Source organism: Dyella sp. KRB-257 (genome assembly GCF_049445995.1).
Taxonomy (GTDB): Bacteria; Pseudomonadota; Gammaproteobacteria; order Xanthomonadales; family Rhodanobacteraceae; genus Dyella_A.
In genome coordinates this window covers 84,641-106,926 of sequence record NZ_JBMSDZ010000008.1, presented here as the reverse complement: position 1 = coordinate 106,926, position 22,286 = coordinate 84,641, and the positions used below count along the sequence as shown (strand labels likewise).

The window sequence follows — 22,286 nt, the reverse complement described above, 5'->3', positions numbered from 1 at the left end:
GGGGGGAGGAGCCAGTGGTCGTGACGCGGCAACCCGGGGGATCAGAAATCCTTCTGCACGGTGAGGTACACGCCGCGGCGCGGGCCGAACTGCGGTGCGCCTACGCCGATGCCGCTGCCGTCGCGGATCTGGTACGTGCGATCGAGTGCATTGATCAGCGCCAGCTGCGTGTGCAGCGTGCCGGTGCTGTCGAACTGGAAGTCGTGCGACAGGCTCAGGTTGAGCTGGAAGTACGCCGGCAGCGAGGCGCCGTTCGGCACGCTGCCGTCCTTGCGCAGGCCGCTGCCGAACAGGTAGTCGGCGCCCATGCGGGTGCCCTCGTCGAGCGCGTAGCTGATGCCGCCGGACGAGGAATACGCCTGGTCGTGGTCGAGGAAGATCCAATGGTTGGCCACGTAGGCCAGGTCGTCCGCCGCGAAGTTGTACTGGCTGGTGATCACCCGGTTGCCGATCGCCCGGCTGGCCGAGAGATTGAAGTAGGCGCTGAGCGGACCGTTGGCGTAGTTGGCGGTGAACTCCACGCCCTTGATCCGGCCGCGGGCGTAGTTGAAGGTGGAGTACACCAGCGCGGCACCAAACTGGCCCTCGTCCTGCAGGCGCTGCACCTTGCGGTAATAGGCGTCCAGGCCCAGCGTGAGGTGCGGCCCCACGTTCTGCGAGACGCCCGCGTCGAAGTAGTCGCTGCGCTCGGCCAGCGGCGTGTTGTTGCCGTTGTCCGGCAGCGCGTTGGTGGTGCCGTCGAACCTGGCGATGTTGGAGGTGGTGATCGCCTCGGTCGCCGGCGGCGTGAAGTAGCGCGAGTAGCCGGCGTGCAGCACGGTGGAGTCGGTGGCCTGGTACACCGCACCCAGACGCGGGCTGAGCTGGCTCTCGGTGCGGAACGCCTGGTACTGGTCGCCGCGCAGGCCGTAGTTCACGGTGAGCTTGTCGCCGATGCTCCACTCGTCCTGCACGTAGGCCGACCAGGTTTTCGCGGTGAGCCGGTTGCCGTCGAGGATGCGGATCGGCGTGGTGCTGGCCTGGCTGCCGTCGGCGTTGGCCGGGAATACGTACGCGTCGTTGCTGCTGGGCGCGCGCTCGAAGCTGCCGTAGACGCCGTAGCGCAGGGTGTGGCGATCGCCCAGCGGCGTGGCGAAGTCGGCCTGCAGCGTGCTGGCGCGGTTGCTGCGATCGATGGTCGAGGCGACGCCGTTGAACATCAGGTCGCCGATCGGATCCGGCATGAAGTTCAGGCTGGAATAGCGCTGGCCCAGCGACACCTGGTAGTCCGTCGATCCGGCCTTGCCCTGCAGCGACAGCACGCCGAAGCGGGTGGTCTCGCGCTGGCGCTCGTCGAGCAGGGCCGAGTTGAAGTCCACCGTGTCCAGATAGCCGAAGCTGGGCTGCTGGCCGGGATTGTCGGGAATCTGGAAGCGGCTGTTGGCAGCGCCGAACAGGAAGCTCAGGCGCGTGTCGTTGTCGATCAGGTAGGAGATGTCGCCGAATGCCTTGACCTGGTTGGTGTGGTCGTGGATCGGCTGGCGGCTGGCCGTGGGGTTCTCCACGCCGACGTCGTTCTCCAGGTAGTTGGCGGTGAGGAACCAGCTCCAGCGATCGGTGCTGCCCCAGATCGAGGCATTCGGGTTGAGCGTGCCGAACGAGCCGCCGGTGATGCCCACGCTGCCGCCGTGGCCGAGCTCGTGGCCGTTGCGGGTGGTGATGTCCACCACGGCCGCGGTACGCAGGCCGTACTGCGCCGGCAGCGCGCCGTCGAGCAGCTTGATGGTGTGGATGGTGCGCGTGTCCAGCGTCTGGCCGAAGCCGGAGATCGACTCGGGAATGATCACCCCGTTGATGCGGTACTGCAGGTTGGCGTGGTCGCCGCGCACGTGCAGGCCGCCGTAGGAATCCTGCACCACGCCCGGCGCCTGCAGCAGCACCTGGTTCACCGGCGTGGCGTCACCCAGCGGCAGCTGCGCGATGGCCTTGCGGTCGATCACGTACTGGCTGGAACCGGTGTCGGGTGACAACGCGTTGCGCGCCTGGTCGAGCGCCGCGGACACCGAAACCGCGCCCAGGTCCTTGACCGGCCTGGCCTGCTGCGCGGCACCGGCATCGCCCGGCACGTGGGTGGCGGCAAGCGTCGGCATGGCCACGAAGGCCAGCGCGAGACTGGCGGCGAGCAGGTTTGGCTTCATCGGGTAATCCGGGTGCGTGGAGGCGGCGAGGCGCCGTGATAGATATGTTATAACATTACTAAAACACCCGGTCGGCGTCGTAGGCCAGAAGTCACGGCCGCGCATGAGCCATGGCCGACTGCACGCCCTTGAGGCGGCTTTCACGCCTGGCGCCTAGGAGCGTGGGCCGTAGAAACGTTCGCGGCGAAGAGTTTTACAACAGCGAAGCTGGTCAAAGTCCTCTGTGCGAGGACAGTTTTTCGGCGGTTTGCCGGCCCATGGTGGTTCCATGGGCCAAAAAGCGACGGAAAAAATGGACCGCGCGGAGGGCTTTGCAGCCCGAATGATTTCTACGGCCCACGCTCCTAGACTCGGGTGCCTCCCCGCACCGGTTCGAGCCCATGCCTACTTCGCGCAAGACGTCTTCCGCCACGGCCGGCAGCACCCAGGTACCGGCGGTGATCGCGCCGGAGGACCACAGCCGGGTCACCCAGGCGATCCTCGATTTCGTCAGCCATATCCCGCCGAGCAGGCTGGGCAGCAGCGCCGACCCGCATGCCGAGGCGCGCCAGCTCGGCCAGCGCGCGGCGCAGCGCGCGGCGCTGACGGCCGGATCGCTGGCGCTGCCGCCGGGCCCGCTGGGCTGGCTCACCGTGCTGCCGGAGCTGATCGCGATCTGGCGCATCCAGGCGCAGATGGTCAGCGACATTGCCGCCGCCTACGGCAAGCAGGCCACGCTGGGGCGCGAACAGATGCTGTGGTGCCTGTTCCGCCACACCGCGGCGCAGGCGTTCCGCGACCTGGTGGTGCGGATGGGCGACCGGCTGCTGTTCCGGCGCGTGTCCTACGCGGTGGTGGAGCGCATCGCCAGGCAGGTCGGCGTGAAGATCGGCCAGCGTGCCGCCGGCAAGGGGCTGGCGCGCTGGCTGCCGGTGGTCGGTGCGCTGGGCGTGGGGGCGTATGCGTACTACGACACCGGGCAGGTCGCCGCCACGGCCATCGACCTCTTCAGCAGCGAGGCCATGGACGAGGCGGACACCCCGCCGGCCGCGCCGGCGAAAAGCCCGGTCCGCGCCGCGCGCAAGGCGGCCGGCGCGGCCATCGACAAGGCGGTGGCCAAGACCGTCCGCGGCGTGGCGAAGGCGGTCAACGAGGCCGGCGAACGCAAGGCCGCGCGCAAGCGCAAGACGCCGCCATCACCCGATTGAGGCGCTCGTCACCGCCGCCCCCCGATGACCTGTCATCGATGTTGCGGCAAGCTGCGTTGTCATCCCCCCCCTTCGGAACCGCCCATGAGCCCGCCGCATCCGCGTCCCGTCGCCCTGATCACCGGCGCCGGCCGCCGCGTGGGTGCGGTGATCGCCCGCACCCTGCACGCCGCCGGTTACGACCTGGCCCTGCACTACCGCCACTCGGCCGACGCCGCCCGGACCCTCGCCGAGGAGCTGGAGCAACAGCGCGCGGACAGCACGACGCTGGTGCACGGCGAGCTGGCCGAACTCGACGCGCTGCCGGTACTGGTGGGCAACGTGCTGGCCCGTTTCGGCCGGCTCGATGCCTTGGTCAACAACGCCTCGGCGTTCTATTCCACGCCGGTGGACAGCGCCACGCCCGCGCAGTGGGACGAGCTGTTCGCCTCCAACGCACAGGCGCCGTTCTTCCTCGCGCAGGCGGCCACGCCGGCGCTGCGACAGGCCGGCGGAGCGATCGTGAACCTGGTGGACATCTACGCCGAGCGGCCGCTGGCCAACCATCCGATCTACTGCATGGCCAAGGCCGCCCTGCTGGCGATGACCCGCGCGCTGGCGCTGGATCTCGGCCCCCAGGTGCGGGTCAACGCGGTGGCGCCCGGCGCGGTGATGTGGCCCAGCGAGGGCAAGGCCTACGACGACCAGCAGGCGATGCTCGAACGCACCCCGCTCAAGCGCGCCGGCACCCCGGAGGACGTCGCCAGCGCCGTACTGTGGCTGCTGCGCGACGCGCCCTTCGTCACTGGCCAGGTGATCCGCGTCGACGGCGGCCGCACGCTGTCGGTGTGACGCTCAGCCCTTGGGGCGGAACGCCTGTTCCAGCAGCGCCGGCGGGAAACCGTTGCCGGCCTCGCCTCCCTCTGCATAGCGATACAGCGCTGCGGCGTAGATGCCCATGGATTCCCCTCCCCGGTTGGCGCGGTCATGGTGGCGCAGGCCGGGGGTGCAGGGAAGATCAGCCGGCGGACGGCTCCGGCCACGACTCGATCGTCATCGGCTCGGTCTCGGCCGGAAACGCCGCCCACAGCTCGGCCATGGTGCGACCGGTCACCGGATGGGCGAACTGCGGCGCGATGTCGGCGATGGGCCGCAGCACGAACGCGTGCCTGAGCTCGTCGCGCGGAATCTGCAGGTGGCTCGGGCCCTCGGTGACCAGCGCGTCGTAGAACACGATGTCCAGGTCCAGCGTGCGGTCGGAGAAGCGCGGCACGTCACGGCGGCGGCCGTGGCGATCTTCCAGCGCGTGCAGCCAGTCGTTGAGGTCCTGCGGCGACAGGTCGGTGTCCAGGCCGACCGCGAGATTGACGAAGTCCGCGCCGTCGAAGCCCACTGCCTTGGTGCGGTACGCCGGCGACACCGCCAGCGCGCCGAAGCGCGCGCGCAGCTCGTCCAGCGCCGCGCTCAGATGACGCCGCGGCTCGACGTTGGAGCCGAGGCTCAGGTAGACACGGGCCATGGATCAGTCCCGGGCGAGGGCGGGTAGCGGATGCTCGCCGCCCCGCAGCGCGGCGCCCAGCCCCACGCGCAGGTCGTTTCCGCTCGGCGGCTGGTACAGCGCCAGGCCGAACTCCGGCAGCAGTGCGTAGAGGTGGTCGAAAATGTCGCTCTGGATGCCTTCGTAGGCGGCCCAGTCGGTGGTGTTGGTGAAGCAGTAGAGCTCCAGCGGAATGCCCTGCGCGTGGCTTTCCAGCTGGCGCACCATGCAGGTCATCTGGTGATGGATGTGCGGGTGCCCGGCCAGGTACGCGCTGACGTAGGCGCGGAACGTGCCGAGGTTGGTCAGCCGGCGCCGGTTCACCGCCTGCTCGCCGGCCTCGCCCAGGCTGCGGTTCCACTCGGCCAGCTCGGTGTGCTTGGCGCCCAGGTACTCGCGCAGCAGGCGGAAGCGGCCCAGCCGCTCCAGCTTCCCGGCGTCGAGAAAATGCACGGTGGCCGCGTCGACCAGCAGCGCGCGCTTGATCCGCCGCCCGCCCGACTCGGCCATGCCGCGCCAGTTCTGGTAGCTCTCGGAGATCAGCTTCCAGGTGGGAATGGTGACGATGGTGCGGTCGAAGTTGCGCACCTTCACCGTGTACAGCGTGATGTCGATGACGTCGCCGTCGGCGCCCGCGCCGGGCATGGTGATCCAGTCGCCCACCCGCAGCATGTCGTTGGAGGCGAGCTGGATGCCGGCGACGAAGCCCAGGATGGTGTCCTTGAACACCAGGATCAGCACCGCCGACATCGCGCCCAGGCCGGACAGCAGCAGGCCGATCTTCTTGTCGGTGACCGCGCCGATGATCACCAGCGCGCCGACGATGAACAGCAGCAGCTTGCCGAGCTGGATCACGCCCTTGATCGGCCGCTGCGCGCTGCCCGGCGTGGCCCGGTACATGGTTTCCATTGCCGACAGCACGGCGCTCAGCGCCAGCACCAGGAACAGCACCATCAGGCCCAGCGCCAGGTTGCCCACGAGCCGCGCCACCCCCGGCGGCAGGTCCGGCACCAGCGATATGCCGAACTGCACCACCACCGTGGGCACCAGCCGTGCCACCCAGCGGAACACGCCGTGGCGGAAAAGCTCGTCGTCCCATTTCCATGCGGTGCGCACGACCATCGTGCGCACCATGCGGAACAGGATCAGCCGTGCCAGCAGGCCGGCCAGCCATGCCACCAGCAGCAGCGCGGCGGCGGCCATGGCGGTATGCATCGCGGGTGTGTGGACCCAGTCGGGCAGGGCATCCAAAACGAAAGGTCTCCTCGTGCAGGCCGCGCCGGGGCCCAGGGGCGCATGGCGCAGCGGCAGTCGCGGGCAGGCGCACGAGGAGGCTCGGCCTCAGCGTGCGCGGCAGCAACGAATGGTAACAGGCCGCCCTACTGCGGCCGGATGCCCCGCTCGATCCGCACGCCGACCGCCTTCGCCCCGCGCACCGCGCCGGGCTTGGACAGTTTCAGCCGCACCCAGCTCACCCCGAACTCCTCGCGGATGATCGCCGCGCAGCGTTCGGCCAGGGTTTCCACCAGGCCGAAGCTGGACTTGTCCACGTAGGCGATCAGCCGCTTGGACACGTCCTTGTAGTTGAGCGTGTCGGCGATGTCGTCGGTGGCCGCGGGACGCGTGTTGTCGAACGCCATCTCGATGTCGAACGACAGCGTCTGGCGCACCCGCCGCTCCCAGTCGTAGATGCCGATGACGGTGTCGATGCGCAGGTCTTCGATAAAGACGATATCCATGGGGAGCCGGGAATCGGGATTAGGGAATGGGGAATCGTAAAAGCAATGGCCGGCTTACGGGGAATGCAGGGGCTTCCGATGCCCACCGGCCGAATCCCGAATCCCGAATCCCGAATCCCGAATCACGCCGCAGGCGGCAGGCTTTCCAGGTCCCAGCGCGGGAATACCTGCACGGTGGCGTTCTGGTGCTGGCCGTGGGCCAGCCGGATCGCGCCGGCCAGCGCGATCATCGCGCCGTTGTCGGTGCAGAACGCCAGGCGCGGAAAATAGGTGCGGAAACCATCCTTGTCGCCCGCCGCGGCCAGCTCGTCGCGCAGGCGATGATTGGCGCCCACGCCGCCGGCGATCACCAGCCGCGTGGCGTCGCTGGCCTGCAGCGCACGCCGGCACTTGATCACCAGCGTGTCGACGATCGCCTCCTCGAACGCGCGGGCGATGTCGGCGCGGGTGGGCTCGCTCCGGTCGCTGCCCTGCCAGGCCAGCAGCACCTGGGTCTTCAGGCCGGAGAAGCTGAAATCCAGCCCGGGGCGATCGGTCATCGGGCGGGAGAAGCGGAACGCGCCCGGTCTGCCCTGCCCGGCCAGCGCCGCCAGCGCCGGGCCGCCCGGATACGGCAGGCCCATCAGCTTGGCGGTCTTGTCGAAGGCTTCGCCGGCGGCGTCGTCCAGGGTGTCGCCGAGGATGCGGTAGTCGCCGATCGCCGCCACTTCCACCAGCATCGAGTGGCCGCCGGACACCAGCAGCGCCACGAACGGCGGCTTCGGCGGGTCGGCTTCCAGCAGCGGGGCCAGCAGGTGGCCCTCCATGTGGTGCACGCCGATCGCCGGCACGCCCAGCGCCCAGGCCATCGCCCGCGCGGCCGAGGCGCCCACCAGCAGGGCGCCGGCCAGGCCGGGACCGGCGGTGTAGGCCACCCCGCCCAGATCCTGCGGGGTCAGTCCCGCCGCGGCCAGGGTCTCGCGCACCAGCGGCAGCAATTTGCGCACGTGGTCGCGGCTGGCCAGCTCCGGCACCACGCCGCCGTAGTCCGCGTGCAGCTTGATCTGGCTGTACAGGGTGTGGGCCAGCAGGCCCTCGCCGGGCGCGTCCGGCTGCCAGCGCAGCAGGGCCACGCCGGTCTCGTCGCAGGAGGTCTCGATGCCGAGCACCGGGCCGGTGACGGCGGTTGCCGCGGCCACCTTTGAAAATTCTGTGGTACCCACGTTATACTTCGCGGCTCGCCCGATCAGATGGGCAGATTACCACTCGGAGATTCCATGCCCAACGTTAAAGTTCGCGAGAACGAGCCGTTCGAGCTTGCTCTGCGCCGTTTCAAGCGTACCTGCGAGAAGGCCGGTGTGCTTGCCGAAACCCGCAAGCGCGAGTTCTATGAAAAGCCGACCCAGGAGCGCAAGCGCAAGCGCGCCGCCGCGGTGAAGCGTCACCTGCGCCGTCTGTCGCGCGACACCACGCGCCGCACCCGGCTGTACTGAGTCAGGCGCGTCCGCCCACGAGCGGACGCCCGGATCGCGACGCCCCGCGTCGATCACGTTCCCTCGGCAGCTGGCGCGTTCATCCGCCGCCACTGCACTACGCTTCGAACACTGGCCGACGCTGCCCGCGCAGCGCCGGCCTTGTGCGTTTGTGCCCTTCCCATCGCCGCACCACGGAGCCCACCGCCATGTCGACCAAACTGCAGCTCACCGAAGACATGAAGACCGCCATGCGCGGCGGCGACAAGCACAGGCTCGGGGTGATCCGGCTGATGCTCGCCGCGATCAAGCAGCGCGAAGTGGACGAGCGCGTGGAGCTCGATGACGTCCAGGTGCTGGCGGTGCTGGAAAAGATGCTCAAGCAGCGCAAGGACTCGATCAGCCAGTACGTCGCCGCCGGCCGCGAGGACCTGGCCGAGGTCGAGCGCGCCGAGATCACCGTGATCGAGACCTACCTGCCGGCCAAGCTGTCCGAGGCCGAGCTGGACGCGCTGATCGAGGCCGCCATCGCCGAGACCGGCGCCAGCTCGGCCCGCGACATGGGCAAGGTGGTCGGCATGGTGAAGGCGAAAGCCGCCGGCCGCGCCGACATGGGCGTGGCCTCGGCCCGCATCAAGGCGCGCCTGGCCGGTTGAGGCGATCATCGGCAACCGCCCGTGCATCCTTCTGATGCACGGGCTTCACGGCCGGCCCCGTACAACGACGCTCGTTGATTCCGTGCCGCCCCGGGCGGCCACCAATCCAGGGAGTGTCACATGCTCAAGTGGGCCATCATTTTCGCCATCATCTCGCTGGTTACCGGCCTGCTCGGTTTCCGCGCCGTGTCCGGCGCCGCCGCCACCATCGCCAAGGTGCTGTTCGCGATCTTCGCGATCCTGTTCCTGATCGCCCTGCTCGCCGTGATCGGCGTATTCCACATCCTCTGACCGTCGCAGCCCGCGATCCGGAAAAAGGCGCCGCAAGGCGCCTTTTCCGTCTCCGCCGGAAGCCGCCGCCCGGGATGGCGGCCGTGGCCATCGGGCAAGGCGAAAGCCGCTCGCCCACCGGCTAGACTAGACGGCCCATGCGCGGCCGCATCCCAGACAACTTCATCGATGAACTGCTCGCCCGCGTCGACATCGTCGACGTGATCGAGCGGCGCGTGCCGTTGAAGAAGGCCGGGCGCGAGTGGACCGCCTGCTGCCCGTTCCACGACGAACGTTCGCCGTCGTTTTTCGTCAGCCCGGCCAAGCAGTTCTATCACTGCTTCGGCTGCGGCGTGCACGGCAGCGCGGTGAAGTTCCTGATGGAGTACGAGCGACTGGAGTTCCCCGACGCGGTGGAGGAACTGGCGCAGTCGGTCGGCCTCACGGTGCCACGCGAGGGCGGCCGCGACGAGCGCCCGCGCGAGGACAAGACCGACCTCTACGCCCTGCTCGACGCCTCCGCCAGCTGGTACCAGCAGCAGCTGTCGAAGAGCCCCGACGCGCAGGCGTACTGCACCAAGCGCGGGCTCGACGCCGACACCATCGCGCGCTTCCGCCTCGGCTGGGCGCCGGCCGGTTTCGATGGCGTGATCAAGGCGCTGGGCACCAGCGACAAGCGCCTGCAGCTGCTCGACGAAGCGGGCATGGTCGCCAGCAACGAGCGCGGCAGCAAGTACGACCGCTTCCGCGAGCGGCTGATGTTCCCGATCCTCGACCGTCGCGGAAGAGTGATTGCCTTCGGCGGAAGAATCCTTGAAAGGTCCGGCGATGGATCGCCGGCTCTTGATTCCCGCGCGCCGGACGCGCGCAAAAGTGACGGCCCGAAATATCTGAATTCGCCCGAGACACCGCTGTTCCACAAGGGCCGCGAGCTGTTCGCGCTGTGGCAGGTGAAGCAGGCCAACAGCAAGCTCGGGCGCATCGTGGTGGTCGAGGGCTACATGGACGTGATCGCCCTGCACCAGGCCGGCCTGCCAATCGCGGTGGCCACGCTGGGCACGGCGACCACGCCGGAGCACACCGAGGTGCTGTTCCGCGCCGCACCGGACGTGGTGTTCTGCTTCGACGGCGACCGCGCCGGCCGCGCCGCGGCGTGGAAGGCGCTGGAGTCGGCGCTGCCGCGGCTGCGCGACGGGCGCCAGGCGTATTTCCTGTTCCTGCCCGACGGCGAGGATCCCGATTCGCTGGTGCGCAAGGAAGGCAGGGACGGCTTCGAGAAGCGCATCGAGGAAGCGATGCCGCTGTCGGACTACTTCTTCAACGAGCTCTCGCACGACGTCAACATGAGCAGCCTCGACGGCCGCGCGCGGCTGGCCGAGCGGGCCCGCCCGCTGATCGCCAAGCTCCCCGACGGCGCCTTCCGCGACCTGATGGCGCAGGAGCTGGAGAAGCGCAGCGGCGCGCGCGCCACCTTCGAGACAGCGGCCGCGCAGCGCGCCGTACAGCGGCCGGTGGCGGTGCAGCGCTCGCTGGTGCGCAGTGCAATCGCATTGCTGCTGGCGCAGCCCGGCCTGGCCGACCAGGTGGAACGCCCTTATGGTTTCCTGCGACTGGACAAGCCCGGCGTCGGGCTGCTCGCCGAACTGATCGACCTGGTCCGCTCGCGCCCCGGCATCCACCCGGCCTCGCTGGTGGAACACTACGCCGAACGCCCGGAATATCCGGCGCTGCAGAAGCTGATGGCGGCCTCCGCCGTGGGCGAGCCGGAGACGCAGCGGGTGGAGTTCTTCGAGGCGCTGGCGCGGATGGAGCAGCAGGCGGTGGCGCAGCGCCGCGACGCGCTGGTGGCCAAGAGCCGTGAAGGCGCGCTGAGCGATGCGGAGAAAACCGAGCTGCGCGAACTGCTGGCCGCCAAGCGCGCACCGATGGCCGCGGCCGAGTGATCCGGGAGTGAGCATGCGGCATCGACAAGGGCGTGCCGATGGATCTGCTTGAGCGGCTGATCGGCATCTTCGCCGAGCACGGCTACGCGTCGGTGTTCATCGCGCTGCTGCTGTGCGGTGCCGGCGTGCCGCTGCCGGAGGACATCACCCTGGTCGCCGGCGGCGTGATCGCCGGGCTGGGCTACGCCAACGTGCACGCGATGGTGGGCGTGACGATGGTCGGCGTGTTGCTGGGCGACGCGTCGATGTTCCTGCTCGGCCACCATTTCGGCGCGCGGCTGCTGCGCCTGCCGCTGTTCGCGTGGCTGCTGCCGCCGGCGCGCTACGCGAAGGTGCAGCAGAAGTTCGAGCGCTACGGCAACCGCATGATGTTCGTGGCGCGCTTCCTGCCCGGCATGCGCACGGCGGTGTTCATCACCGCCGGCGCCACCCATCGGGTGTCGTTCTGGCGCTTCCTGCTGCTCGACGGCCTGGCCGCGCTGATCAGCGTGCCGCTGTGGGTGTACCTGGGCTATCTGGGCGCGGACAACCGCGACTGGCTGGCTACCTGGATCCATCGTGGCCAGGGTAGCCTGTGGATCATCGGCGGGGCCTTGCTCGCGATTGCCGCGGCGCTGTGGTGGCGCCACCGCCGCCGGCAGTGCGCCGAACGCTGCTGAAGCACGTGCGGGAGGCTCCATGATCTCCCGCACGCCGGGTCGCTTACTGCGTCTTCACGCTGACGTCGTCGACCACGAACGAGGTCTGCAGCGAGCCATCTTCCACGCCGTAGAAATTCACCTGCACGGTCTGCCCCTTGTACGCGCCCAGGTCCAGCGTGCGCAGCACGTAGCCGCTGGCGGCATTGACGTTGGAGTAGGTGGCGAGGGTGATGTACTTGCCGGTGGAGGTGATCACCTGCACCTTGAGCGTGTCGTAGGCGGTGCTGCCCGATTCGGCGGTATCGATGTGCAGGTAGAAGCTCAGCGTGGCCGAGGTGACGGTGGAGGGAATCGTCACGCTCTGGCGCACGTAATCGGTGTGGCTGGAGCCGTAGCCGTCGAGCCAGGCCTTCCAGTTGCCGGCGTGGGCCGCTTCACTGGTGTCGCTGGTGATCACGCCGCCGGTCTGCGTCCACACCGTGGCGCCGCTCTCGAAGCCGCCGTTGCCGATCAGTTCGGTCGTGCCGCCGCCGGTGCCGTTGGACACGCTGAAGCTCACCGTGCTGCTGGTGCCCACGTTGCCGGCCGCGTCATACGCCCTGGCGACCAGGTTGTGCGAGCCGTCGGCCAGCGTGGTGGAGTCGAGGCTGGCGCTGTATGGCGAGGCGGTGTCGGTCGCCTTGAGTGCGCCGTCCACATAGAACTCGACCCTGCTCACGCCCACGTTGTCGCTGGCGCTGGCCGACAGCGTGATGGTGCCGCTGGTACCGCTTTCGCTGGCGCTCACCGTGGGCGGCGTGGTGTCGCCGGCGGAACCGCCGCCCTCGGTCACCCACACCGGCGCCGACCACAGGCGCAGACCGTCGTCCTGGGTGATCCTGGCGTAGTAGAAGTGATCGCCGGCGGTGGGTGTCACCGTGGTGCTGGCCGTTTCCGACAGCGTGCTGACCGTGCCGTTGCTGCCCGGCACGCCCTCGAACACCTGCACGCGCTGGGCGGAGTGGCCGGTGCTGCTGGCGTAGTTCACGGTCAAGGTGAGCGGACCGGTATTGCTGAAGCGCTCGCCCATCACGTGGCCGTTGGCGGTGAGCACGATCTGCGCGGTCTTGTCCTCGGTGGCGAATACGCGGCGCGCGCGCAGCGCATCGAGGAAGTTCGACAGGTTCAAGGCGCTGCCGCTGGGCAACAGCACGCCGGTGCGGTTGGTGAAGCTGGCGCCCCAGTTGGCGCAGTGGTTGTCCTGGTCCGAGCTCGGCGCCACATGGAAGCCGCGCTCCAGAATGGTGTTGAACGCCGCCTCGTAGGTGCTGCGGTTGGTCTCGGTCTCGGTGGTGTTGTGCGAGAACGCCGAGCTGTTGAGCACCTCGGCCAGCACCATCACCTGGTCGCCGTCGGCGGTGTAGCCGAAGTTGGTGCCGTTGACGATGAACTGGCCGCTGGTGGCCGGATGGTTGAACTGGCCGACCCAGCCGTTGTTCTTCATCAACGTGTAGAGCGGACCGTAGTCGCTCTTGGCGGTGAATACGTCGCCGATCAGCTGGTGGGCGCTGTTGTATTCCCACTCCAGCAGGCTCGGGACGTTGAAGATGTTGAGGTGGCCGCCGTTGCTGATGACGCCCCATTCCAGGCCGTAGAGGGCGAGGAAGTTCGGATGCCCGGCGTTGAACGTGCTCGCCGCCTGCAGGCCCGACTGGTAGAGGTTGTGCGCCGTGGCGGGACTGGCCGAGCTGTTGGTGCCGGTCGACCCGTCGTACATGTGGTTGTGCTCGGACGTCATCAGGAAGTCCAGACCGCGGTTCATCGCGTACTGGTAGGCGTCGGCCGGGCCGTACGGGGCGCTCTGCGGGGCCTGCGCGTCCTTGCAGGTGGACACGTCGCCGCCGCCGTCGCTGTGGTTGGTCTGGCTGTGCAGGTTGCCGTAGTAGATGGTGTACGGCAGGCTGCCGGCGCTGGTCGCCTGCATGGTCAGCGTCGGCGTGCTGCCGCCGGCCACGCTGCGATGCTGCGGCAGGGCGTGGAACACGGGCATGGCCGGCCTGGCCACGCTGCCGACCAGCACGTCGTAGCGTTGCTCCTCGATCAGTTCCGGCGCCCGCGCCTGTGCCTGCGCCAGCGCCTGGCCGACCAGGCCGGTGCCGATGCGCGCGACGGTCGCCTGGTCCAGCGCCAGGGCGCGCAGGCGCACCGTGTAGTAGCCCGATGCCAGTGCCGCGCGCTGGGCGCCCAGTCCGTCCCAGCTCACCTGCACCTGGGCGGTGCGCGCCCGCAGCGTGGTGTCGCCCTGCCAGTGGCGCAGCACGCCGCCGGAGGCGTCGAGCAGGTCGACCTGCCAGGCCACCGGCGTGCCGGCCGCGGCGCCGGGATACTCGAAATGCAGCGTGATCGGCCGCGCCGCCGCGGCCGTGAACGGCACCTGCAACGCCGCGTCGAACTCCTGGTGATCCGGCAGTGCGCTGGTGGCGCCCACCGACGAACAGAACACCGCACCGGCCAGCACGAGGCTGCCGATCATCCTTTTCCTTGTGAACATGTTTCCTACCCCTACGCGTGAGTGAGAGTTCCCCCGCGGCGTTATATGGCAGCGTCTGCTTGCAGTGGTATGACCAAAGTTCCCAGGAAATCCGCCAGGGGCCGCGAAGCCCTGCCCCGGCGCGCCCTCGTCCGCACGATGCGCTGCGGCCAGCGTGGTGATGCACGCTAGGAGCGTGGGCCGTAGAAACTTTGGATAGCGAGATTGGGCTATCGCCATAGGATGCGTCTATCGGAGGGTGCGCATAGTCACACTATGCAAGCCCGACGAGAGGCGCAGCCAATGGATGAGAGCACAATCGCAGCCCAAAGATTTCTACGGCCCACGCTCCTAGACTTGCCGATTTGCCGACTGCGTCACGAGAACATGCGCCGCCTGCCGATCGACCCCTTCACTCTGGCCCTGGCCGCCACCGTGGCGCTGGCCAGCATGCTGCCGTGCGAAGGCGCCACGGCGATCGCCTTCGATCGCCTCACCGACGCGGCGATCGCGCTGCTGTTCTTCCTGCACGGCGCCAAACTTCCGCGCGCGGCGGTGCTGCAGGGCATGACGCACTGGCGGCTGCATGCCACCGTGTTCGCCTGCACCTTCGCGCTGTTTCCGCTGCTGGGCTGGGCGCTCAGGCCCCTGATGGGCGCCACGCTCACGCCGACGCTGATGCTGGGCGTGCTTTACGTGTGCAGCCTGCCCTCCACCGTGCAATCGTCGATCGCCTTCACCTCGATGGCCGGCGGCAACGTGCCGGCGGCGGTGGTGAGCGCCTCGATGTCGAGCCTGCTCGGCACCGTGCTCACGCCGCTGCTGGTGGGCCTGACGCTGGCCGTGCACGACAGCGGCGGCCACGGGTTTTCGTGGAGCGCGCTGACCGACATCCTGCGTCTGCTGCTGGTGCCGTTTGCGGCGGGCCACCTGCTGCGGCCGTGGATCGGCGCGTGGGTGGATCGCCATCGTCCGCTGCTGCGCTACAACGACCAGGGCACGATCCTGCTGGTGGTCTACACCGCCTTCAGCGCCGCGGTGGTGGAGGGCCTGTGGAAAACCACGCCGCCGCTGGCGCTGCTGGCCACGCTGGGCGTCGATGCGCTGCTGCTGGCGCTGGTCATGCTGGTGGCCTGGTTCGGCTCCGGTGCGCTGAAGTTCGCGCGCGAAGACCGCATCACGATCTTCTTCTGCGGCTCCAAGAAGAGCCTCGCCACCGGCGTGCCGATGGCGAAGATCCTGTTCGTCGCGCTGCCCGGCGGACTGGGCGCCATCGTGCTGCCGCTGATGATCTTCCACCAGCTGCAGCTGATGGTGTGCGCGGTGATCGCCCGGCGCTTTGCGCAAAGCGCCGACATCGCCTCCATGTAGGAGCGCACCCTGTGCGCGAAGGCTTTTGGCTGTGATGTCGATCAGGAGCAAGAGCCTTCGCGCACAGGGTGCGCTCCTACAGCATGCGACGCGCTACAGCCAGCGGCCGTAGCGCCGGATGTACAGCCGCTTCACCCCCTGGGTCAGCACGCTGTAGCTGACCAGGGTGAGCACCAGCCAGCCGAAGTAGGCCGGCGGCAGCGGCACCATGCCGAGCTTGGCGCCGACCACGGTGAACGGGATCACCAGGCCCAGCGTGATGATCGCCGCGGTCAGCGCCAGCACCGGCGCCGAGGCCATGCTCTGCAGGAACGGGATGCGCCGGGTGCGGATCATGTGCACGATCAGCGTCTGCGACAGCAGGCCCTCGATGAACCAGCCGGAATGGAACAGCGACTGGTGCGCCGGCGAGTTCGCGCCGAACACATGCCACAGCAGCCAGAACGTGGTGATGTCGAAGATCGAGCTGATCGGCCCGATCCACGCCATGAAGCGGCCGATGTCGCTGGCATCCCACTTGCGCGGCTTGCGCAGGTACTCCTCGTCGAGCCGGTCGAACGGGATCGACAGCTGCGACACGTCGTACAGCAGGTTCTGCACCAGGATCTGCAGCGGCAGCATCGGCAGGAACGGCAGGAACGCGCTGGCGATCAGCACGCTGAACACGTTGCCGAAGTTCGAGCTGGCGGTCATCTTGATGTACTTCATGATGTTGCCGAAGGTGACGCGTCCTTCCAGCACGCCCTCCTCCAGCACCATCAGGTTCTTCTCCAGCAGGATGATGTCGGCCGACTCCTTGGCGATGTCGGTGGCGGTGTCCACCGAGATGCCCACGTCCGCCTCGCGCAGCGCCGGCGCGTCGTTGATGCCGTCGCCGAGAAAGCCCACCGTGTGGCCCTGGCGCTGCAGCGACTTCACCACGCGCGCCTTCTGCAGCGGCGACATCTTGGCGAACACGGTGGTGCGCGCCACCAGCGCGTCCAGCGCCGCGTCGGCCAGCGGCTCGATGTGCCGGCCCTGCGCCGAGTGCTCCACGTCCAGGCCCACCTCGCGGCAGATCTTGCGCGTCACCGCCTCGTTGTCGCCGGTAATCACCTTCACCGCCACGCCGTGGTGGTTGAGCGCGCGGATCGCGATGGCGGCGGAGTCCTTCGGCGGATCGAGGAAGGCCAGGCAGCCGACCGCGGTGAGCCCGGCCTCGTCGGCCACGCCGTAGGGGCGGCCGGCCGCCGGCTGCTGGCGGATCGCCACCACCAGCACGCGCAGGCCGTCCTCGTTGAGCTCGCGCGTCATCGCCTTGATCGCGGCGCGGCGCGCCGGCGTCATCGGCACCAGTTCGCCGCCGATGCGCGCGTGATCGCAGATCGCCAGCATCTCCTCCACCGCGCCCTTGCACACCAGCAGGTGCTCGCCGCTGCGATCGCCCAGCACCACCGACATGCGCCGGCGCTGGAAGTCGAACGGGATCTCGTCCACCAGCCGGTACATGCCGGCGGCGGGCTCCAGGTGGCGGTGCTCCAGCACCGCCTTGTCCATCAGGTTCTTCAGGCCGGTCTGGAAGCGGCTGTTGAGGTAGCCGAACTCCAGCGCCTCGTCGGACTCCTCGCCGTCGAGGTCGAGGTGGCGTTCCAGCACGATCCTGTCCAGCGTCAGCGTGCCGGTCTTGTCGGTGCACAGCACGTCCATCGCGCCGAAGTTCTGGATCGCGTTGAGGCGCTTGACCACCACCTTGCGCCGCGACATCGCCAGCGCGCCCCGGGCCAGGTTGGCGGTGACGATCAGCGGCAGCATTTCCGGGGTCAGGCCCACCGCCACGCTGAGCGCGAACAGCAGCGCCTCGAGGAAGTTGCCCTTGTCCCACCAGTTCAGCGCGAACACGATCGGCACCATCACCGCCATGAAGCGGATCAGCAGCCAGCTGACCGACTTCACGCCGCGGTCGAAGCTGGTCTGCACGCGCTGACCGGCCAGGCTGCGCGAGATCGAGCCGAGGTAGGTGCGCCCGCCGGTGGCCACCACCAGCGCGGTGGCGGTACCGCTGATCACATTGGTGCCCATGTAGCAGACGCTGGGCAGATCCAGCGGATTGGCGCTGCCGGCATCGAGCAGGTCGCGGCCGCTGGGCGCGGCCTTCTCCACCGGCAGCGATTCGCCGGTGAGGATCGCCTGGCTGATGAACAGGTCCTTGGCGGCGAGCAGGCGCAGGTCGGCCGGCACCATGTCGCCGGCGGCCAGGTGCACGATGTCGCCGGCCACCAGCTCGCCCACCGGCACCTCGATCCGCTCGCTGTGGCCGTCGGAGGCGCGGCGGGTGACGCTGGCGGTGTTGCGCACCATCGCCTTGAGCTTTTCCGCTGCCTGCGAGGAGCGGTATTCCTGGGTGAAGCTCAGCAGCACGCTGATGCCCACCATCACCATCACGATGACCGGTCCGGTGAGGTCGCTGGCGTCGGTGGCCAGCTGCACCACGGCCAGCACCAGCAGCACGATGATGAACGGGTTGAGGATCGCGTGCAGCAGTTGCCGCGACCAGTGCGGCGGCTTCTCGTGCGACACCTCGTTGGGGCCGTCGGCCTGCAGGCGCGCCCGGATCGCGTCCTCGTCGAGGCCGTCCAGGCCGGTGGCGAAGGCGGTGAACAATGCGTCGCTGGCGCGCCAGGCCTCGGCCGCGGCGGCGACGTGGAAAGGAGCCTGGGTGAACTTGCCCGCGGCCTTGCGCACCGCGTGGAAAAGGGGCTGCCGGGTCATCGAGTGGCTTCCGTCGTTGCGGGTCGGCGTTGGCCGGAAGCCAGGACCGGATCAGCTGGCTGGCGGCACGGGAGCAGGCGGCCGCGACCGCGGAAGCGATCGCGGCACGATAGACCCTGGCGGAGGCCAGCCCTTGCACAGCAGCATGGCGCGCATCAGCCGTGCAGCGCGGGAGCGGGAGCGGACGTGCGCTCGCTCGACCGCACGGCGGCGGCACGCGGCGCGGGCACGGTGACCACGTAGACGCGGCGGTCGCGGCGGGCGGCAAACAGCTGCTGACGCAGCACGCGCCAGCGGAAGGAATCGCGAAGGAGCTTCATCGGCCCATCTCCTCGGTAACGGTGCCTGCCGGCACCGTCGGGAGTGGGCCGGATTTCCCCTAGTGGGAAGATCCAGCCAACTGCAGGCGGTCGCCGCAGGCGTTCGACTTGTTTTGCGTCGCCGGCACCCGATGCTCGCGGATGTCGGCGTTGCGACTAGGGTAGACGTCCATATGCCTTGGGTTGGTTGGACTGGGGTTGCGTACCGGCACGAGCGCGCCGGACGGCGCGCGGATTGTTGTGCTGCAGCAGGGCGCTGTCAACCCTTGCGGCTGCGAAAGTTATTGCGCGGACTGGAACACCAGCGTGGGCGTGGGCGACATGGCGCCGACGATCCAGTGATCGGCCAGCAGCAGCGCGAACAGCGCCATCAGGTAGACGATGGAGTAGTTGAACACGCGCATCGGAAAGTAGTCGTCCGGCGGGTTCAGCAGGCGGACCGCGTAGTACAGGAACACCGCGTCGAGCACGATCGCGCCGCCGAGGTAGACCAGCCCGGTGTAGCCGGTGATCGCCGGCAGCAGGGTCACCAGCACCAGCAGCACGGTGTAGAACAGCACGTGCCAGCGCGTGTAGACCACGCCGTGGGTCACCGGCAGCATCGGCACCTGCGCGCGGGCGTAGTCGTCGCGGCGGAAGATCGCCAGCGCCCAGAAATGCGGCGGCGTCCACACGAAGATGATCAGGCACAGCTGCAGCGCGAAGGCGTGCAGCTCGCCGGTGACCGCGGTCCAGCCCAGCACCGGCGGAATCGCGCCGGCGAGGCCACCGATCACGATGTTCTGCGGGGTGGCGCGCTTGAGGTAGGCGGTGTAGACCAGCGCATAGCCGATGAGCCCGCCGAAGGTGAGCACCGCGGTGAGCAGGTTCACCAGCAGTGCCAGCACCAGCATCGACGCCACGCCCAGCAGCACCGCGAACGCCAGCACCTGATGCGCGCTGAGCGCACCGGTGGCCAGCGGGCGCCGTGCAGTACGCGCCATCAGCTTGTCGATGCGCTCGTCGATCAGGTGGTTGAACGCCGCCGCGGAACCCGAGGCCATCCAGATGCCCAGCGTGCCGAACACCAGCGCCCGCCACGGCGGCACGCCGGGCACCGCCAGGAACATGCCGATCACGGCACAGAACACCAGCAGCGCGACGACGCGTGGCTTGGTCAGTTGCAGGTATTCGCGGACGTGGGCACTCATCCGGTCGATTCTACCAGCGGCGGGCCATCCGGCCGGCGGTGCTGGGTGCGGGCAAGCGTAGCCAGCAGGGTGAACAGCAGCAGGGCAGCCATGCCGTTGTGCGCGGTGGCCACCCACAGCGGCAGGCCGAAGTGCACGTTGCCGATGCCCAGCAGCACCTGCGCCACCAGCGCCACGCCGATCGCGATGCCGAGCCCGCGCAGGCCGGCGCGCGCCGCCTTGTGCGAGAGCCAGCCGAGGTAGCAGAACACCACCAGCGCACCGATGCGGTGGACGATCTGGATCGCGCTGCGCGCGGCCATGTCGAGCACGCCGCCTTCGTAGTTCACGCCGATGCCGCGCCAGAGCACGAAGCCTTCCCTGAAGTCGGTGGCCGGCATCCACTGGCCCAGGCATTTCGGGAAATCGGTGCCGCAGGCCAGCGCGGCGTAGTTCGACGAGGTCCAGCCGCCCAGCGCGATCTGGCATGCCAGCAGTACCACGCCTACGATTACCGCCTTGCGCAGCGCCGCGTGGCGGTCGTCGTCGGCGCCCACGCCGGCATAGCGCATCGCCGACCAGGCCAGCAGCGAGAACGTGGTGAGGCCGCCCAGCAGGTGGCCCATCACCACGATCGGCTTGAGCAGCAAGGTCACCGTCCACATGCCGAGCATGGCCTGGAAGATGATCACCGCCAGCGCCAGCACGCTGACGCGCCAGGCGCCGGGACGGCGCAGCGTGAACGCGGCCATGAGCGGCAGGCCGATCGCCAGCACCGAGATCACCGTCGAGATCACGTACGCGCCGCGCATGTACAGCGCCACGCCCACTGCCGCGAGCACGGCGCCGGCCAGCACCGCCAGCGCGTTCCAGCGCTGCCGCCAGGCGGCGATCAGCGCCATCGCGAACACGGCAAGGCCCAGCGTGCCGGCGAGGATGCGGTGCACCTGCTCGCGCCAGGCCTTGGCATCCTCGTACGGTCGCTGCGGGAAGGCCGCATCGGCCTTCGCCACCTCGTGCACCGCGGTGGGCCAGGTCGCCTTGCCGTAGCAGGTGGGCCAGTCCGGGCAGGACAGCCCGGCGTTGGACAGGCGCACGAAGGCGCCGAACATCACCAGGCCGAAGGCGAACAGCGCGGCCAGCAGGGCGAGGCGACGCAGCACGAGCGTGGAGCGCGGCGTCATCAGCGGATCACCTTCTGCAGATCCTTGCGCAGGCCGGTGGTGTCGAAGCCGGCCGGATACAGCGACAGCGCGGTGCCGTTGGACTCGACCAGCACGGCGCTGACGCTGTCGGGCGCGGTGGGCGCGAACGCGGCGAGCTTGCCGGCCACGTCGCGGCCCAGCAGGAAGGAGGCATCCGGGTTGGCGCCCAGCGCGACGCGACCGTCCTTCACCGGCTCGCCCGCCGGCGGCGTGCCCAGCAGCAGCAGGCGCAGCCGCGGCATGTTGCGCGACAGGGTGACCCGCGCGGCGGCCATTTGGGTCAGCGTGTCGACGCAGCGCGCGGCGCACTGCGGCCCGACCAGGGCGATCAGGGTCAGCCGTGGCTGCGTGTCGCGCCACGCATAGGTGCCGCCGTCGGCCAGCTTCACGGTCACCGCTTCGGCGACGAAGTTGCGCTGCGGCATGATCGGCAGACCGTTGCCCTTGCCTTCGGGCTGCCAGCCGGTAACGGTGAGGATCGCGGCGACGACGATCGGCGCGGCGAACACCGCTGTGATCAGCAGCAGCTTGGCGCGACTGGCGCGCTGCGCGCGATCGGGAGCAGGGACATTCATGGCGTGCGACTCGTGCTAGGAACGCGCCCGGGGGCGGCGCTTGCGGTGGAGCACCAGGAAGATCACCACCGCCGCCACGGCGAAGGTGAACCACTGGAACGCGTAGGCGCGATGCCGCGAGGGCGGCATCGCGGAGAAATCGAGGGTGTGCTTGCGCACGTAGATCGCCGCCGGATCGGGGTCCAGCGCGAGCAGGCGCGGATACAGCGGGCGACCCAGATCGCGCGCCACCTGCGCGGGATCGAGGTAGACGGTCTTTTTCGGGTACCTGTCCTGCTGCGCCAGCGCGTCGCCGCCCATCTCCAGCGCCACGCCCGGCGGCGGCACGTACAGGCCCTGCAGCGCGACGTCGCCCGTCGGCAGCGGCGGCACCTGCGGCGCGGTATCGGTGCCGTTGCCCGGCAGGAAGCCCAGGTCGACCAGCAGCAGTCGTGCGTGCCCGGGCCGTTGCAGCGGCGCGTACACCTCCACGCCGCCCAGTGCATCGTGCTTCGGATTGTCGAGCAGGTAGATCCGGCCGGGCAGATACCGGCCGCTCAGGCGCACCCGTGGATACGCCGTGGCCGGTGGCGCCGCGGCCACCCGATCGAAGGCCTGCACGGGCGCCGTGGCCGACGTGGCATAGCGACGCAGCAGCGCTTCCTTCTCGTCGGCGCGATGCAGCTGCCACAGGCCCAGACGCACGAAAAGCAGCGCGCCGGCGACGGTCAGTGCGACAGACCACCACGCGGGACGACGCAGCCCGCTCACCCGGTCACCCCGAGCGAGCGGGCTATACTCGCAAAATCGTCGTTTTTCGAGTCAGTCAC

Annotated in this window: 20 protein-coding genes; 8 read left to right on the top strand and 12 right to left on the bottom strand. The window is 69.1% G+C overall.

Translation table 11 applies throughout. From position 1 onward, the window contains the following. Window positions 1-41: 41 nt before the first annotated feature. A complete protein-coding gene (locus ACO2Q2_RS08660) occupies window positions 42-2,177 on the bottom strand; it encodes a TonB-dependent receptor (RefSeq protein ID WP_423255364.1) in 2,136 nt (711 codons plus the stop codon). Between the two features lie 380 nt (window positions 2,178-2,557). Here ACO2Q2_RS08660 and ACO2Q2_RS08655 point away from each other — a divergent pair, with 380 nt between their 5' ends. Beyond that, window positions 2,558-3,364: a hypothetical protein gene (locus ACO2Q2_RS08655; RefSeq protein ID WP_423255363.1), complete on the top strand. Its 807-nt coding sequence runs from the start codon at window positions 2,558-2,560 to the stop codon at window positions 3,362-3,364. Between the two features lie 84 nt (window positions 3,365-3,448). Further along, entirely contained in the window at window positions 3,449-4,195 is a 747-nt protein-coding gene (locus ACO2Q2_RS08650; protein ID WP_423255362.1) for a pteridine reductase, read from the top strand. 166 nt (window positions 4,196-4,361) lie between these two features. Here the strand turns inward: ACO2Q2_RS08650 and folK are convergent, their stop codons facing one another. The 4 genes from folK to tsaD all read right to left on the bottom strand — a co-directional run bounded on the left by folK (window position 4,362) and on the right by tsaD (window position 7,797). Further along, a complete protein-coding gene (gene folK / locus ACO2Q2_RS08645; RefSeq protein WP_423255361.1) occupies window positions 4,362-4,862 on the bottom strand; it encodes a 2-amino-4-hydroxy-6-hydroxymethyldihydropteridine diphosphokinase in 501 nt (166 codons plus the stop codon). Between the two features lie 3 nt (window positions 4,863-4,865). Then, window positions 4,866-6,131, bottom strand: coding sequence for a mechanosensitive ion channel family protein (locus tag ACO2Q2_RS08640; protein ID WP_423255360.1), 1,266 nt, complete (start codon window positions 6,129-6,131; stop codon window positions 4,866-4,868). 128 nt (window positions 6,132-6,259) lie between these two features. Further along, complete coding sequence (gene folB / locus ACO2Q2_RS08635; protein ID WP_423255359.1) at window positions 6,260-6,619, bottom strand: dihydroneopterin aldolase; 360 nt, start codon at window positions 6,617-6,619, stop codon at window positions 6,260-6,262. A gap of 122 nt (window positions 6,620-6,741) precedes the next feature. After that, window positions 6,742-7,797, bottom strand: a complete 1,056-nt coding sequence (gene tsaD / locus ACO2Q2_RS08630) for a tRNA (adenosine(37)-N6)-threonylcarbamoyltransferase complex transferase subunit TsaD (RefSeq protein WP_423255358.1) — start codon at window positions 7,795-7,797, stop codon at window positions 6,742-6,744. A 78-nt stretch (window positions 7,798-7,875) separates the two neighbouring features. On the opposite strand from tsaD, the gene rpsU reads away from it, so the two are divergent. From rpsU to ACO2Q2_RS08605, 5 genes are all read left to right on the top strand, one after another. Then, window positions 7,876-8,091 carry a 30S ribosomal protein S21 gene (gene rpsU / locus ACO2Q2_RS08625; protein ID WP_017463750.1) on the top strand — a complete coding sequence of 72 codons (216 nt, stop codon included), beginning with the start codon at window positions 7,876-7,878 and terminating at the stop codon, window positions 8,089-8,091. 188 nt (window positions 8,092-8,279) lie between these two features. Beyond that, a complete protein-coding gene (locus ACO2Q2_RS08620) occupies window positions 8,280-8,726 on the top strand; it encodes a GatB/YqeY domain-containing protein (protein ID WP_423255357.1) in 447 nt (148 codons plus the stop codon). 120 nt (window positions 8,727-8,846) lie between these two features. Beyond that, window positions 8,847-9,017, top strand: a complete 171-nt coding sequence (locus tag ACO2Q2_RS08615) for a DUF1328 domain-containing protein (protein WP_423255356.1) — start codon at window positions 8,847-8,849, stop codon at window positions 9,015-9,017. A gap of 137 nt (window positions 9,018-9,154) precedes the next feature. Further along, the gene (dnaG, locus tag ACO2Q2_RS08610; protein WP_423255355.1) at window positions 9,155-10,939 is read left to right on the top strand and encodes a DNA primase; all 1,785 of its coding nucleotides are present in this window, start codon (window positions 9,155-9,157) and stop codon (window positions 10,937-10,939) included. 38 nt (window positions 10,940-10,977) lie between these two features. Then, window positions 10,978-11,598, top strand: coding sequence for a DedA family protein (locus tag ACO2Q2_RS08605; protein ID WP_423255354.1), 621 nt, complete (start codon window positions 10,978-10,980; stop codon window positions 11,596-11,598). A 43-nt stretch (window positions 11,599-11,641) separates the two neighbouring features. On the opposite strand, the gene ACO2Q2_RS08600 is transcribed toward ACO2Q2_RS08605, so the two are convergent. Beyond that, window positions 11,642-14,092 (bottom strand): CehA/McbA family metallohydrolase, encoded by a 2,451-nt coding sequence (locus ACO2Q2_RS08600; protein WP_423255353.1) that lies wholly within the window; start codon window positions 14,090-14,092, stop codon window positions 11,642-11,644. Window positions 14,093-14,476: 384 nt separating this feature from the next. On the opposite strand from ACO2Q2_RS08600, the gene ACO2Q2_RS08595 reads away from it, so the two are divergent. Continuing rightward, window positions 14,477-15,460, top strand: coding sequence for a bile acid:sodium symporter family protein (locus ACO2Q2_RS08595; RefSeq protein WP_423255352.1), 984 nt, complete (start codon window positions 14,477-14,479; stop codon window positions 15,458-15,460). Between the two features lie 93 nt (window positions 15,461-15,553). Here ACO2Q2_RS08595 and mgtA read toward each other — a convergent pair whose 3' ends face one another. From mgtA to ACO2Q2_RS08565, 6 genes are all read right to left on the bottom strand, one after another. Further along, on the bottom strand, window positions 15,554-18,208 hold the full coding sequence (gene mgtA, locus ACO2Q2_RS08590) for a magnesium-translocating P-type ATPase (protein ID WP_423255351.1): 2,655 nt from the start codon (window positions 18,206-18,208) through the stop codon (window positions 15,554-15,556). A 155-nt stretch (window positions 18,209-18,363) separates the two neighbouring features. Then, on the bottom strand, window positions 18,364-18,528 hold the full coding sequence (locus ACO2Q2_RS08585; RefSeq protein ID WP_423255350.1) for a hypothetical protein: 165 nt from the start codon (window positions 18,526-18,528) through the stop codon (window positions 18,364-18,366). 281 nt (window positions 18,529-18,809) lie between these two features. Beyond that, on the bottom strand, window positions 18,810-19,718 hold the full coding sequence (gene cyoE / locus ACO2Q2_RS08580; protein ID WP_423255349.1) for a heme o synthase: 909 nt from the start codon (window positions 19,716-19,718) through the stop codon (window positions 18,810-18,812). Beyond that, the gene (locus ACO2Q2_RS08575) at window positions 19,715-20,881 is read right to left on the bottom strand and encodes a COX15/CtaA family protein (protein WP_423255348.1); all 1,167 of its coding nucleotides are present in this window, start codon (window positions 20,879-20,881) and stop codon (window positions 19,715-19,717) included. The genes cyoE and ACO2Q2_RS08575 overlap by 4 nt, the downstream gene beginning before the upstream one ends. After that, entirely contained in the window at window positions 20,881-21,477 is a 597-nt protein-coding gene (locus ACO2Q2_RS08570) for a hypothetical protein (protein WP_423255347.1), read from the bottom strand. Before ACO2Q2_RS08570 ends, ACO2Q2_RS08575 begins: the two co-directional genes overlap by 1 nt. 15 nt (window positions 21,478-21,492) lie before the next feature. After that, window positions 21,493-22,227, bottom strand: a complete 735-nt coding sequence (locus ACO2Q2_RS08565; protein ID WP_423255346.1) for an SURF1 family protein — start codon at window positions 22,225-22,227, stop codon at window positions 21,493-21,495. Between the last annotated feature and the right edge of the window lie 59 nt (window positions 22,228-22,286).